This window comes from Elusimicrobiaceae bacterium (assembly GCA_017520185.1).
In the GTDB taxonomy this organism is placed as follows: Bacteria; Elusimicrobiota; Elusimicrobia; order Elusimicrobiales; family Elusimicrobiaceae; genus Avelusimicrobium.
Genome location: JAFXGO010000018.1, coordinates 23015 through 37063 on the forward strand (window position 1 = coordinate 23015; position 14049 = coordinate 37063).

Genomic DNA, 14049 nt, shown 5'->3' on the forward strand with positions numbered 1-14049 from the left:
AGCCGCTTTAAAAAAAGCGGCTTTATATTAGGTTTGTTTTACTATTAATCTTCAAAGTCTGTTTCTTCGGCTTCTAGTTGACGGGCAAAATCCCCCCACGCTTCACGGGTAGCCTCCAACCTTAAGCAAAGCCCCGTATCAGAATATTGCGCATACGGCTTATCAGCCAAGATATTTTGGTCGATTTTGACTTCCATAAAAAAAGGTGTCTGAGAGGGAAGCTCCCCTCTGCAAGCACATCCCATTACGGACTTAGGGGCCATAAAAATAGAAACTTTCGGCTCCAGCATAATCCAATTATCCGCTTCCCCATTGGCCAAGACGTTTAAAATAAAAGTGGACAAGTGAGCATCTTGCGCCCCTTTCAAAGCCACTATCTTTTCTGCAAACTCATCAGAAAACAGGGGAATATCATTATAATACAGCCCTATTTCATATTCCAAACAAGGCTCCTGCTCCCCCTCATCAAACCAACGAGAAATAGGAGTCATGTCTAATTCAAGTCCTTTTTTCCCATTACGAATGTGTGCCATACGATTCTCCTACATAATCAAAACTACCGGCCGCCGCCGCCACCGCCACCGCTGCCACCACCACTGCAACCGCCGCCACCACTACCGCTACCGCCGGAAGAACGCGGATGAGTGCAGGAACTGCTGACGGAAGATGACATGCAAGAAAGCGCAGAAGTTATAGAAACAGTTGATACAAAACCGCGTGATTGGAGGGTTTCTTTCATTTCCGCTTCGGATAATATCTGCTCAAAAGACTCCACCCATTTATTTTCTACTTCCAATGCTACTGCATATGGCAAGTAATCGCAAAAGATTTTTCGACTATCGGTTGGGTCTGACACTTTCACACGTCCTTTCTCCCCAATGGTCAAATACTCTTTAAAACCCTCCACTTCATTCATAATGGCGCGCCCCTTTTGGGTATAGGCTTTCATAATATGGGTAAAAAAGACAGACACAGCCATCAGCAGAAAGGCGACAAACAACAATTCTTTATTTCCGATTACCGTATAAAAAAAGATTAAAATGACAAGGATATTTATAATGAGAATAAATTTCGACAACAAGGATTTCATTTTTAAAAACATATTACCAATTGAGCATAATAATATAGCAAACAAAATCATTGCCCCAAAGACTTGAGGATCCATTTGATATAAGAATAACCACCATCCAAAATATAAAAAGGATATCAGATAAAGAGGCCACACCCACAATTGATTTTTAGAAAAATATTCTTTGCCGGTTTGCTCTTTTAAGTTTTTCTTCAAACTTTTAGACAAGGACAAAATTTCTGGGTCATACTTACCCGTAATGGTCTTTTGCGAAGGCAACCCCTCATAAACCACTTGTTCTTCTGCACTTAATTGTTCAAGAGAAAAGGCATTTTTGATAAGTGTCAAATCTCGATTGCTATCCTGCCGGGCAGTTAACGCACCTTTCATGATCAAAGATATCAACGTTGTAGAAAACGTATTTATATCATACTCCATCTTGCTTAAATATTGGACAAATGCCGCAGACACACCTGCTGGAGGATCAAAACGGCGAACAATCCGAGCAGCGGGGTCTTTGCCCACATAGATCCAGACTAAATAGCCGTATGTTCCCATAAGCATCAAGACCAAAAATAGCAGCAAAACAGAATGGTTATAACAAAAAGAAATAAATTGTTGCCATCGAGAAAATTGGACATGCCCCTTTTCAAACGGAATGGCCAACGTCATACCTTGATGAGGTTGCAAAGGTTTATTCCTCCAGAACCAAAGGCCCCCTCTTTTGACATCACTTTCTTTAGAACCGTAAATACCGGTATAAACGGAAATCTTATCCTCAAGTGCTTTGACTCCTTGTGGCAAAAACACTTCCGCCACAGCCTGGTCTATGCTAAAATCCCAATCATTACCGGTGGCATTCCAATACAATTCATCGTATTTCCCAAAAGGCTTTATCATGCCTTTTATCTTGTAAGAAAAACGATACAAATGCTGGCCTTTTTCAATAAGGTTATCATTTCCAAAATTAATGCGAAGACCATTGGGAATATGTTCTTTAAAATATGGATGTTTCTTCCAATCCATTTCCAACCCTTGCACCTCTATACCTTCCCCTCTTTTCAAAGGAATATCCCTATACAAACCGCGACGAATTTTTTGGTGCTCGGCATTAATGACGATTTCTTCTATAATATCAACACTTCCGTCCAAGCGCACATGCGCCTGCGACTTCATAAAAACAATTCTCTCTTGAGCGAACAACCCCGAAGAAAGCAATAACAAAAGAAGGAATAAAATAATTTTTTTCATAAGTTCATTATAGCAAGTTTAATTCCTCTGTATAAAAAAAAGATTCTCCGGCAAAGATTTACTATAATAGTGGTACATATTATTTTTGCACGAGGTAATAATGTATACAAATTTTAACCCATGGCATCACGTTTCACCCGGCAATAAAGAAACTTTGCCCAGCATTGTTAACGGTATTATTGAAATCCCCAAAGGCACGCGCGCCAAATATGAATTAGATAAAGAAAGCGGTCTTTTACGTTTAGACCGCGTGCTTTATTCTTCTGTTTATTATCCGGCCAATTATGGTTTTATTCCGCGCACTTACGGTGAAGACAAAGATCCTTTGGATATTTTGATTCTTTCCCAAACTGAAATGGTGCCCATGTGTATCGTACCTGCGCGTATCATTGGCGTAATGCGCATGTTAGACAATGGTGAAGCAGACGACAAAATTATCGCCGTTGCGCAAGGTGACCCCAACGTCAGCCATTATAAGGGAATTGAAGAACTGCCGGAGCATTTGTTGGTAGAAATTATGAGTTTCTTTGAGGATTATAAAAAATTGGAAAACAAAAGCGTAGTAGTAGAGAAAATTTTTGACAAAGAAACCGCTATCAAAATCTTACAGGAAGCATTCGTAGCCTATGAAGAAAAATTCGTAAAGTACAGCAATTTTTCTCATTACTGCGGACAATAAAAATTTTAAACCCCCGACCAAACATCGGGGGTTTTTATTATCTTGTAAAACTATTTTTGATATTCAAAAGAACCTGCCCTCTGCATCACCAACAAGTCAAACAATCCTTCTTATGTGCTCTTTTATATACGCAGGCAATACAAGTATTAAACAAGGCAATAGGTTCCCAAAACTGTTAGAAATACTTCTGAAAAAAATGGGTTATTTTATCCATGTAAGCCGCTTCGTCTATTTTATAACAAGACAAATGGCCGGCTTGTGGAACTACCCATAGTTCTTTGGGACCGGTAAGCAAATTATATGTTTTCTGGGCTTTTGAAACGGGGGTCAGCTTGTCCTTCCCCCCCTGTATCAGCAGAACGGGACAAGTAATTTTAGAGGCAGTTTGTTGCAAAGCAAAACTTTCTACCTTTTGTCCCAATTGGTGTTCTTTCCAAGAAATCATAGAAGAAACCACCGGAAAATATGGCACTTTGGCGTGTTTCCACATCCAGCGTTTGGCTACATTTTTGAAAGAAAAATAAGAAGATTCTAACACCAAGCATTTAATACCGCCATAGGTGGCCGTATAGTGCGAAACCGCCGCAGATCCCATGCTAATACCGTATAGTGCAATTTCTTGAGATAAATCCGGATGTGTTTTTTGGAGATATTCAACGGCGGCTTGAATATCTTTGCTTTCTTGTAATCCCACTTCGCTACGTCCGGTGCTTTCTCCGGCTCCGCGACAATCCAAGTAAAACAAATTGTAATATTTAGCCAAAAAATAAGTGCGTTTTAAGACCTCACCTTTATTCATACCAAAGCCATGCACCAAAATGATTGTTTTATTGCTGTTGGAAGCTTTAATAAACCAACTTTCCAAGTTAACATGATCTGAAGTGGTCAAAGAAACGGTTTGAGATTTCAATTGGTAGTCTTGGGGGGTATAACGAATTTCTGTTTTATAACCCTTAGAAATTCTGGCGGTCCAATATATTACAAGTAGCAAAATGGCTACAATAAAGAAAATGGTTATGATCATATATATATCATAGCAAAACATACTTATAGAAATAAATGATACTCTGCAATTATTATTTCAGCATATCAATTAAATTATTATTTGAGATAATTTTTGTACAAAAAAACTCGCCAGAAATCCTATACCCCAAGTACTGTATTTAAAATCCCCGTCGGAAGTTAATTCTAACGGGGATTTATGCTATAAACTCAAAACTAAAATACGGAAAGGGAGGGATTCTCCTTCCGGTAAAATTTCTGACGAAATTTTCCTGCAGGCCGGGCTCGCGGTATTCGCCTTTGCCTTCAGCAAAACTCATACAATGCTCCGCCTTTCGAAACCCTACGCAACGCAAAGCAGTTTGCGTTGCTCCATACCTTAATATAATTAAAAAGTCCCACAAGGGGACTATTTAAATTATACGGAAAGGGAGGGATTCGAACCCTCGGTAGAGTTGCCCCTACATCAGTTTTCAAGACTGACGCCTTAAACCACTCGGCCACCTTTCCATTACTTCTATTTTACTATTTTAAAACATCTTTTTGCCAACAGACAATTAAAACTCTTATTCTGCGGAAGATTTGAGTTTACCGACTTTACACAATTTCCAACCTGCTGAGTATAAATTAATATTGGCATTAAAAGCAGTACATTCTTCTTTGTCAGCCTGCAGACCATACGGGGCCAATGTAATAGGGGAAAGCATCATCTCCCATGGAACGGCCATAACATAAATCGGCCCTTGATGAGCAGATATGGCCTGTTTGATTTTATCGTTCATTCGGTATTTATAGTACATCGGGGGCAGAGAATTACGTTGTTTGGCCTTCTTTTGATTTTCCGCAGGGTACTTATCTACAGGGAAAATAATCCCCCCCACAAAACGACAGTCTTTAGGAAAGAACATAGACATAAAAGACATCGGTTGCCCAAAATACACCACCATTGCATTATCTTCCACTTTCGGTAAAGGTTCTATAAACACTGCCTTTTCAGAAAAAGCGTCTCTGCCCCAATTAGGGGCTTGGGTTGTGTACCAAAGGTTCAAAGCAATCAACGTCCCCATCAAAGCTGCCACACGATATTGAGCAAAGTTGCGTATAGCCGCTATGATTAAAATACCACACAAAACTTCTATTGTCACAACATATCGTAAAATGGAAAATGTAGGCAACCAGACCAAATACCCCACTCCCAGATACACCAATAAAGAGAGAATTTTCCGTCTATTGTAGCGAAGCGGAATTCTTTTAAAAGACAGGGCAAACAGCAAAACAAAAAAGGCTATATAACCCAGTGCCATACGTCCGTCTGACATTTCTATTTCGCTCACAATCCATCGGCTTTCAAAAATCCAATAAAACGGGTAAAACAACCACTGCGCCATATTGCGTGGGAAAAAGCGTTCATCGGCAAAATTAATATTTTCAAAATAAGGAGAATGAAAAATCTCATTATAGAAAGGGAAAACAGGATTTTGGTATTCACTCCACAAACGCCACAGGAAATAGCCGTCCGTCACCAAAAAGCCCAAAATACCGGCTCCGGCAAAAATCAAAAAAGATTTCCAGCGTTTTTCCGTCCAATATAAATTGACAAAAAACACCGCCGTCAAAGCAATCACGAAAGGAAAACCCGTATATTTTAGCCCGCCGGCAGCTCCGGCAATAAAAGCAGAACAAAACAATAAAACAAAGGAGCGAGAAGATGAGGAAAAGAAAAACTTCATCAACAAATAAAATGAACTCACCAGCAAAATCGCCATCGGGATTTCATTCGTTGCCAACCCTATTTGCGAAAGGGTCATGCTGCCCGTCAGCCCTATCACCGCAGCCAAACCGGCCTGCATTTTACCCTCTTTTTCCTGCAAAAAGAGCAAACAGGTTTTATAAACGATCCAAATTAAAACTCCTCCCCAGCAGCCTTGCAGAAATGCAATAAGTTTTGGATAGTTGTTTAAATACAATACCATCCAATAATACGGCACATCTAACAGGGGATTTAAAAACGTATGAATGCCGGCCGGCATCACGTCTGTTAAAAATCGTCCGTTCAAAAAAGCATAAGGGATATACAAATGATAGTTTAAAATGTCCCAATTTACGTCTTGACCGGCCCACAAACTATACATTGCACAGCAAATTGTAAAAAACAACAAAAATAATGTGTCTTTAACGCGTAAAGGTAAGCGATTTAAAAAAGCAGTCATCATTCGTATTTTTTAAACTTCCCCAAAACAATGGCTTTTAAATGCCTCCAGCCGTCTCTCCAACGGCGCAAATGAGGCACGTGCGCGGCATGGGCACAACGCAAGCCAATGGGGATCTCCATATATTTTAGTCCCACTTGTCCGGCGCGAATCAGCATTTCGCTGGCATACTCCATTCCCGGTTGACGAAGTTTTAAACGGGGATATTCACTCTTACGCAAAGCACGCATACCGCCATTGCAATCATACACTTTAATAGGATAGAGCAGACGTATCATAAAAGAAAGAGCCGGTGTGCCGAAATAACGGTTCAAAAAGGGCATGGCCCCTTCTTCAATAAATCCGTCTAAACGGTTGCCCAGCACCATATCTGCTTGTCCTGCTTGCACCGGTTGGATAAGTTGAGGAATTTTGGAAAAGGGATAAGAGCAGTCTGAATCGGCAAACACCACAATCTCGCCTCGTGCTGCCAAAATACCGCCGTTTACGGCAGAGCCATAGCCTCTTTTTTCAATATGGGCCACACGCGCGCCGGCTTTTTCGGCCAGTTCTGCACTTTTATCGGTAGAGCCGTTATCGGCCACCACAATTTCATAATTCAATCCCGCCTTATCACAGATTTCTTTGATTTCTTCAATACAAGAAACGATAGACTTTTCTTCATTTAAACAAGGCAAAACAACACTGAGATCTACTTTTTGAGTTTCTTTCATAAAAGTCCCTCCCATTCGACGGGATTTAGGATAAATTTAAATACTTGCTCTTAGTATATCAGAGAAAAAGGGCAAAATCAAGTAAAAGGACTTCATTTTTCTGTCAAACAATTATTGCTTTGTCCAACAGATGGATTTTTAACAAAAAACACCCTTTTTCAAGGGTGTTTTTAAATAGTTTGGCAGAGAATTTATTCTGCATAACAAAGGGAACCAACACTTCCGCTGGACAAACAATTTGCCGCCGTTTTGCCAAATCCTAAAAATTTACAGTCGGCTCCGGATTTATTATCTCCGCATTGAAAGCCCGTTTCAGGACAATACGAAACTTCGTATACATAGTTAGAATTTAATCGATGCGCTCTAGTAGAGTGGGTTTTCCCATCAGGACACCAACCGCCATACAAGGTGAACGAAAAATTTTTAGTATTTAACACACCCGAATTTCCACCACCGGACTCAGCAGGAAAATCCAAATCCAACTGATCAAAAGTAAAACTAGAGGAATCATCGGCCATATGGGCAATCTGCAAAGCAGAATTCATTGATTTCAGTGTTGTTTTTGCTTCTGCTAAACGGCTTTTTTCCACTGCCTTTGTATATTGCGGCAAAGCCACCGCAGACAAAATACCGATAATCAATACTACCACCAACAATTCAATCAGCGTAAAACCTCTGGCATTACGTTTAAATGAAGTTTTCATAATCAGCCTCCTTTTTGGGTCATCTTTCTCCTGACAATTAAAATTTATCAAAAAAAGAACCCAAATCAACAAATTAAATTTCCTTTCCCCAATTCACTGCTGGCTTTGATAACCAAGCGAAATGCTATAATAAATAAAAGAGGTGTTTTATGTCTGAAAGAACTATTGTGTACCGTTTTAAAAATGGAATTTATATCAATTTAACCAACCGCTGCCCAAACTTATGCACTTTTTGCATCAAAACCAAGTGGGCCATGCGTTTTGACGGACACAATTTGGACCTTGCCGGAATAGAGCCTTCTGCTGAGGAAATATTGAATTTACTTGAGAAAGAATTGGCCCAAGCCCCTGCGCAGGAAATTGTTTTCTGCGGATATGGAGAGCCGACCATGCGCCTAGACATCGTGCTTAGCGTTGGTCGTGCCCTTAAAAAACACCCTGCTTATCCTTCTTTTAAAATCCGCTTAAACACCAACGGTTTAGGTAATTTAATTAACAGAAGAAACATTGTGCCGGAGTTAAAAACGGCGGTGGATATCGTCTATATAAGTCTAAACGCAGAAAATGAAACCCTGTGGAAACAGCTTCTCCGTCCGGCGCCTGAATATGAAAACGGATATGCTTCTGTCAAAGATTTTATCCAATCTTGCGCCCAAGCCGGTTTTGACAGAGTGGCTGCCAGCTGTGTGGAAAACACCGGTGCAGATCCGCAAGCGGTGAAAGAGGTGGCCTTATCTTTGGGGGCAGATTTTAATGATCGGGAGTACTTAAAATGAGCAGCAAAAAACCGGGCCAACTATTTGTATTTTTTTTACTGCTTTTGAGTGCGGCACTGACTGCCTTTTTTGTAGTGGCGGAAGACTTCTACGTTTATACGGCAGATTCCATTGATACGGCTGCACAATCGGCCACTTTAGACAAAGATGATTTAAAAACTTTAGCTGCCACACCGGGTGAAACCTTAAATACAGATATCAGATTTAGAAATTTCTTTATCACCGATACGCGCGCCAAACGGGTTGAGTTGCACGCTGATTTTAATAATTGGGGAGAAAACCCTATTGTTTTAAAACCTTATTCGCGCGGATATTTTGAAATTTCTTTAGCCTTACCTGTAGGGGAGTATCAATATGTTTTTCATATTGACGGAAAAGACGTATTAGACCCTAATAATTTAGACCGTACAGACATCAACGGACGTACCGTCTGTATCAAAACGATAAAATAATGATAGAAAAAACCATTTACACTTCTTCTACAGAAGAAACTTTATCTTTGGCTCATCACTGCGCCCAAATGCTCAAAGGCGGAGAAATCATTTTTTTACGCGGGCCCATCGGGGCTGGAAAAACGGTATTTGTAAAAGGGATTGCTAAATCCTTAGGACTTAAAAGTTCCCCCACCAGTGCTAGTTTTAGCCTGATGAAAAAATACCACAACAAAAAACATACCTTGTTTCATATTGATTTATTCCGTCTTTGCGAAGGAGAAGTATTTAATCTGGGATTTGAGGAAATGTTGGAAGACGAAAAAGCCATTATCTTGGCTGAATGGCCGGACCCGATTGCCCAAATGATGCCCAAAGACCGTTTGGAAATGGATTTTGTACTGCAAGCAGATGACAAAAGAGCCATTACTATGCGTTCTTTTGGACGGGTCTCAACAACACTGGCGGAGGAATTATGCAAGATAAACGCAAAATAATACTAGGGTTAGACAGTTCCGGCCCGACATTGATGATTTGCTTAAATGACGGTGAAAAAACCTATTCTTTCCGTCATACCCATATAAAACAGGAGCAATTTCTTATCCCGCTTCTCTCACGTGTTTTGGCAAAGGCTCACGCCTCTTTGGCAGATGTAAACAAAGTTTTTTTCGTACGCGGACCGGGCCGTTTTACCGGCATACGTATTTCTCTCACTTTTGCCTCTATGCTCAAAGAATTAAACGGTGCAGAAGTAGGCAGTGCCACTCTTTTTGATATTATCCGCAGGCAAGCAGAGCAGTCCCGCTCTTTCTTAACATGGAAAAACAATAATGAAGAAGGCATTTTGGCAGTGATATTACATGCCTTTAGAGAGGAATATTTCCTTCAGTTTTTTGACGGCTCGGAGCAAGGCCCTATGTGGCTGAGCAAAGAAGATCTTTTGCTTAAGTTAGCCGAAAGAAAAGAGCCCTTGTATTGCGCAGGTGTGGATAAAGACTCCACTGCTTTGACACAGATGTTGGGTGATAAATACCGTTTGGCTCCGTTGGCCGATTGCCGCGTACGTCCGCAAACGTTAATAGAAATGGCTCATAACCCCATACACGATAAAAATGCGCTAGAACCACTATACCTAAAACCGGCACGGTTTGAGTTGGGCAAATGATTATCTTGGCCCAAGCGCATCATGCGGCAGATTTGGCAGAGATAGAAGCCCAGCAACCAAATGCCGCCGGCTGGAAAAGACAGGGGTTTGAAGGAGAGTTAGCACAATCTTGCTCCCAAATTTATTGTGCGTGTTCAAATCATAAAATAATTGGTTTTTTGGCATTGCGCAGCGCAGGCGGATTTGCTGAAATTTTAAATGTAGCGGTAGAGATAAATTTTACAAGGCAAGGAGTCGGGTTTAGCCTGTTAAGTTATGCTTTAGACCGCTTAAAAGAACAAGCCGTTAACCAAGTGACATTGGAAGTGGCTCAAGACAATAAACCGGCCGTTTCTTTATACAAAAAAGCCGGATTGCAAATTTTAGGTCAAAGAAAAGACTTTTACGGCGCTGGAAAAAATGCTTTTATTATGGGACTTAATTTATGAGAAAAATCTTTCTTTTACTTTTTTTATCTGTCGCGCTACTGGAGGCTGCCCCACTAAAATTAAGTCCGCAAGGGCAAAATCAGGCCCAATTGTATTTGGATTTTTTGCAAGGCGCTATATTAGAAGATAAAGATTTTAAACAATCTTGTCTCCACTATCAAAAAGCATTCCAACTAGCACCCACCAGCAAATATTTACGACAACTTTTAATGATGTGCGCCTTGTCCGAAAAAGACATGAAAAAGGCCGATTTGTATGCAGATTATATTGACATGGGCGAAAATGATGAAACGGACCTGTCTATTTACGCGTTTTACAAATGGAGAAAAGGCGAAATATCCCAAGCCAAGAAATACTATGAATTATCTTTGGAGAAAAATCCGGACGATTTACGCACCCTATACCAATATCTGTTGCTATTAAGTTATATCGACGTTGACCAAGCGGCCCAAAAACTAGAAGAACGCAAGGATAGTTATCCTGGTTTAACGCACGTCATCTATTATGAAATCGGTAATATCTACTATCACAAAAAACAATTCACCAAAGCCTTAGACTATTACAACAAATCCACTCAAGAAAAGCCGGAGTACCCTCAACCCTATTTGGCGCGGGCCGAAATGTATGAAAGGGCTTCTCAATTTTTTCTCATGCTGCGTGAGTTGGAACAAGTGGAAAAATTAGGCTATGAAGATGCCTCTGTGTTTTCGCGCATGGGATCTGTGTTTATTATTGTAAATGATACTGCCAAAGCAAAACATTATTTTCAAAAAGCAAAGGCTTTGTATAATGCGGATATTCCGGCAGGGTACTTTTTGGCTCTGTTGGCGGAAGAAGAAGGGGATTTTGCCTCCGCCATCAGTTATCTGCAAGAAACGGCCGACTATGAAAAAGATGCCGGCAAATGGCTGCAAGTATCTTTTTACCAAGAACAATTAAAAGATGAAAAAGCCGCTTTAAAAACCTTAAAAACCGCTCATCAAAAATTTGCAGACAATATAGAAATTGCCTACTTTTATGCTTTGATGCTCCAACAACTAGAACAACATAAAAAAGCCACCGCTATATTTAAAAAAATCTTATCTACCAATCCCCAATATGAAAACGCCAGATTAGCGTTGGCCTTTTCTTTGGAATCCTTGAAAAAATATAATGAAATGGAACAAGAAATCCTCTTGATTTTACAGCAAAATCCCGAGAATGCCGCCGCCTATAATTTGTGGGGATATAGTTTGACGCAAAGAAATCTTGACTTAGACAAAGCCCAAGAATTAATTACAAAAGCATTGTCCCTTTCTCCCAAAGACAAATCTTTTATCGATTCTTTGGGTTGGGTGTATTATCAAAAGCAAAATTACACCGCCGCCTTGGATATCTGGAATGGACTAGATATGGAGTTTATCCAAAAAAATCCGGAAGTGTCCTATCACGTGGGTGCCACCTACTATCAGTTAAAACAATGGGATCAAGCTCAAAAATATTTGAAAATGGCTGCTCCCACTCTAAAACCTGCCAAAAAACTGCTAAAAAAGTTAAAGAAACAGTCCTTGCAGGATAAAAATTAGATTTGCTAAGATAAAATTTGGATTATGTTAGAGAAAAAAAATCAATTAATGGCTTTACTTCCTTCAGAAAACATTCTTATTTTGAAGGATGCCACTTCAAAAACAGATGTCATCAGCCAGCTAACTCAGTTGGTTTGTCAAGGGGAAAATTCCCTAGATTATACTGATGTCTTTACGCAGATTTTAAAAAGAGAGGAATCTCTTTCCACTACGTTAGATACCGGGCTCAGCATTCCTCATGCCCGTTTGGAAGAATTAACCAAAATTAAAGCCGCTTTGGCTATTTTGCCGCATGGTCTTAAAGATCCGGCTAAGTCCGTATCCATCAAAGCGATGTTTTTATTTTTATCTCCGGCACAGCCGATATTCTTCCAACAACACTTACAACTTTTAGCCTCTTTGGCCGAAACATTTAAAATAGATTTTATAACAGATTTGGCCCATTGCCAAACCTCACAAGAAGCAGCAAATAAATTTATAGAAAAATAAGAGATTATAATATGGCTATACGCAAAATCGTAAAATACGGAGACCCTATCCTACGCAAAAAACTAAAACCGGTCAATTTTGAGCAATTAGCCCCTCAGTTGCCGGAGTTGTTAAAAGATATGGAAGAAACCTGTCTTTCTGTAAATGGAGTGGGTTTGGCGGCCAATCAAATCGGCCTTGATATGCGTTTAGCACTTATTTTAATCCCACAATCCGACAAAAAAGATGCTCCGCTTAAGCGTTTTGTCATCATTAATCCGGAATTTGTAGAGAAAACGGGTGAGGTAATAGAAGAAGAAGGCTGCCTTTCCCTGCCTGGTTTATGGGTGGAAGTACCGCGCGCTACCGAAGTGACCATTCAATTTTTAAATGAAAAAGGTGAAAAAGTAAAAGTACGCGCACGCGGCCTTTTGGCCAAAGCCTTCCAACACGAGATGGACCACTTAGACGGAAATTTATTTATAGACCATGCAGACCCCACATTAAAACCGGCTATTAAAAAAGAACTGAAAAAACTTCGCCCTACCTGGCAATAATACTAGAGGAAAAACTTTTCATGAACTTAATATCACCGCAAGAACATAACTCACCATCCCCCCTCTCTCAAACGGCTGTTTTTGCCGGTGGGTGCTTTTGGGGCGTAGAACACCTGATGAAAGAAGTAAAGGGCGTTTTGGCTACGCAATGTGGATATACCGGCGGAGATTTATCTAATCCTTTATATGAAGACGTATGCACCGGCCAAACAGGACATTTTGAAGCGGTGCGTATTGTTTTTGACCCTCAAATAGTCTCTTATGAAGATTTAGCCAAATTGTTTTTTGAAATTCATGACCCTACTCAGACCAATGGGCAAGGGCCCGATATCGGACAACAGTATTATTCTGCCGTCTTTTATAGCAATGAAGAACAAAAACAAACTATTGAAAAATTGGTAAGTATTTTAAAAAATAAAGGATACCGAGTGGCTACACAACTATTACCGCTAAAGATCTTTTGGCCGGCAGAAGATTACCATCAGCAATATTATCAAAAAAAAGGCACACAACCTTACTGCCATCAAAGAATTAAAAAATTTTAATGCGAAAAAGACTCTTTAAAAATAAAAGAGTCTTTTTTAATTTTTCTAAACCACGTCTCTTTACTGGATTAATTCTCTATAGAGATGCGTTCCAAAAACCAAACAAAAAACCCGTCTGCTTTTGGCAAACGGGTTTCAAATGGCGCCCTCTAGGACTATCGTCTTTGCCTCCAGCAAATCCGGCAAAACCATTTTGCGCGACTTCGCGCAATACTGCTTTTGGTTTTGCTCTTTATTCCGCCTCTTTCGCTTACGCTCTCTCGCGGGTTAGGAGTTCGATTCTTTCCTAGAGATCACGCTACTATGAAAAACAAAAAACCCGTCTGCTTTTGGCAAACGGGTTTTAAATGGCGCCCTCTAGGAGAATCGAACTCCTCTTTTCGGATTGAAAATCCGACGTCCTAACCGATAGACGAAGAGGGCAAAAATTTTAATTATGCGCCCGGTGAGACTTGAACTCACGGCCCCCCGCTTAAAAGGCGGATG

The 14049-nt window shown here is 40.3% G+C and carries 15 protein-coding genes, 2 tRNA genes and 1 pseudogene; 10 read left to right on the forward strand and 8 right to left on the reverse strand.

All coding sequences use genetic code 11. The features are described from left to right. Positions 1 to 44: 44 nt before the first annotated feature. Both IKL48_02405 and IKL48_02410 read right to left on the reverse strand, forming a co-directional pair. A complete protein-coding gene (locus IKL48_02405; GenBank protein ID MBR3603530.1) occupies positions 45 to 533 on the reverse strand; it encodes a hypothetical protein in 489 nt (162 codons plus the stop codon). A 23-nt stretch (positions 534 to 556) separates the two neighbouring features. Beyond that, the gene (locus IKL48_02410) at positions 557 to 2320 is read right to left on the reverse strand and encodes a DUF2207 domain-containing protein (protein MBR3603531.1); all 1764 of its coding nucleotides are present in this window, start codon (positions 2318 to 2320) and stop codon (positions 557 to 559) included. 100 nt (positions 2321 to 2420) lie between these two features. Between IKL48_02410 and IKL48_02415 the strand changes: the two genes are divergently transcribed. Further along, complete coding sequence (locus tag IKL48_02415; protein MBR3603532.1) at positions 2421 to 2999, forward strand: inorganic diphosphatase; 579 nt, start codon at positions 2421 to 2423, stop codon at positions 2997 to 2999. A gap of 175 nt (positions 3000 to 3174) precedes the next feature. On the opposite strand, the gene IKL48_02420 is transcribed toward IKL48_02415, so the two are convergent. The 5 genes and pseudogenes from IKL48_02420 to IKL48_02440 form a co-directional block, all read right to left on the reverse strand. Then, positions 3175 to 4023: an alpha/beta hydrolase gene (locus IKL48_02420; GenBank protein ID MBR3603533.1), complete on the reverse strand. Its 849-nt coding sequence runs from the start codon at positions 4021 to 4023 to the stop codon at positions 3175 to 3177. Positions 4024 to 4424: 401 nt separating this feature from the next. Further along, positions 4425 to 4511: transfer RNA gene (locus IKL48_02425), tRNA-Ser, on the reverse strand. A 56-nt stretch (positions 4512 to 4567) separates the two neighbouring features. After that, a complete protein-coding gene (locus IKL48_02430; protein ID MBR3603534.1) occupies positions 4568 to 6133 on the reverse strand; it encodes a hypothetical protein in 1566 nt (521 codons plus the stop codon). Positions 6134 to 6210: 77 nt separating this feature from the next. Beyond that, the gene (locus IKL48_02435; protein ID MBR3603535.1) at positions 6211 to 6924 is read right to left on the reverse strand and encodes a glycosyltransferase family 2 protein; all 714 of its coding nucleotides are present in this window, start codon (positions 6922 to 6924) and stop codon (positions 6211 to 6213) included. A 563-nt stretch (positions 6925 to 7487) separates the two neighbouring features. Beyond that, a pseudogene (locus tag IKL48_02440) lies at positions 7488 to 7628 on the reverse strand (prepilin-type N-terminal cleavage/methylation domain-containing protein). 149 nt (positions 7629 to 7777) lie between these two features. Here IKL48_02440 and IKL48_02445 point away from each other — a divergent pair. From IKL48_02445 to msrA, 9 genes are read left to right on the forward strand one after another with little or no spacing between them, the layout of a single operon-like run. Beyond that, entirely contained in the window at positions 7778 to 8404 is a 627-nt protein-coding gene (locus IKL48_02445) for a TatD family nuclease-associated radical SAM protein (GenBank protein MBR3603536.1), read from the forward strand. Next, positions 8401 to 8856, forward strand: a complete 456-nt coding sequence (locus IKL48_02450) for a glycogen-binding domain-containing protein (GenBank protein ID MBR3603537.1) — start codon at positions 8401 to 8403, stop codon at positions 8854 to 8856. The genes IKL48_02445 and IKL48_02450 overlap by 4 nt, the downstream gene beginning before the upstream one ends. Next, entirely contained in the window at positions 8856 to 9332 is a 477-nt protein-coding gene (tsaE, locus tag IKL48_02455; protein MBR3603538.1) for a tRNA (adenosine(37)-N6)-threonylcarbamoyltransferase complex ATPase subunit type 1 TsaE, read from the forward strand. The genes IKL48_02450 and tsaE overlap by 1 nt, the downstream gene beginning before the upstream one ends. Next, positions 9311 to 10000 carry a tRNA (adenosine(37)-N6)-threonylcarbamoyltransferase complex dimerization subunit type 1 TsaB gene (gene tsaB / locus IKL48_02460; GenBank protein ID MBR3603539.1) on the forward strand — a complete coding sequence of 230 codons (690 nt, stop codon included), beginning with the start codon at positions 9311 to 9313 and terminating at the stop codon, positions 9998 to 10000. The genes tsaE and tsaB overlap by 22 nt, the downstream gene beginning before the upstream one ends. Beyond that, positions 9997 to 10428 (forward strand): ribosomal protein S18-alanine N-acetyltransferase, encoded by a 432-nt coding sequence (gene rimI / locus IKL48_02465; GenBank protein ID MBR3603540.1) that lies wholly within the window; start codon positions 9997 to 9999, stop codon positions 10426 to 10428. Before tsaB ends, rimI begins: the two co-directional genes overlap by 4 nt. Further along, on the forward strand, positions 10425 to 11993 hold the full coding sequence (locus tag IKL48_02470) for a tetratricopeptide repeat protein (GenBank protein MBR3603541.1): 1569 nt from the start codon (positions 10425 to 10427) through the stop codon (positions 11991 to 11993). Before rimI ends, IKL48_02470 begins: the two co-directional genes overlap by 4 nt. Before the next feature lie 24 nt (positions 11994 to 12017). Next, the gene (locus tag IKL48_02475) at positions 12018 to 12482 is read left to right on the forward strand and encodes a PTS sugar transporter subunit IIA (GenBank protein MBR3603542.1); all 465 of its coding nucleotides are present in this window, start codon (positions 12018 to 12020) and stop codon (positions 12480 to 12482) included. Positions 12483 to 12493: 11 nt separating this feature from the next. After that, the gene (gene def, locus IKL48_02480) at positions 12494 to 13018 is read left to right on the forward strand and encodes a peptide deformylase (GenBank protein MBR3603543.1); all 525 of its coding nucleotides are present in this window, start codon (positions 12494 to 12496) and stop codon (positions 13016 to 13018) included. Between the two features lie 20 nt (positions 13019 to 13038). Further along, positions 13039 to 13563 (forward strand): peptide-methionine (S)-S-oxide reductase MsrA, encoded by a 525-nt coding sequence (gene msrA, locus IKL48_02485; protein MBR3603544.1) that lies wholly within the window; start codon positions 13039 to 13041, stop codon positions 13561 to 13563. Positions 13564 to 13911: 348 nt separating this feature from the next. Here msrA and IKL48_02490 read toward each other — a convergent pair. Next, positions 13912 to 13986, reverse strand: a tRNA-Glu gene (locus IKL48_02490). Positions 13987 to 14049: the final 63 nt, after the last annotated feature.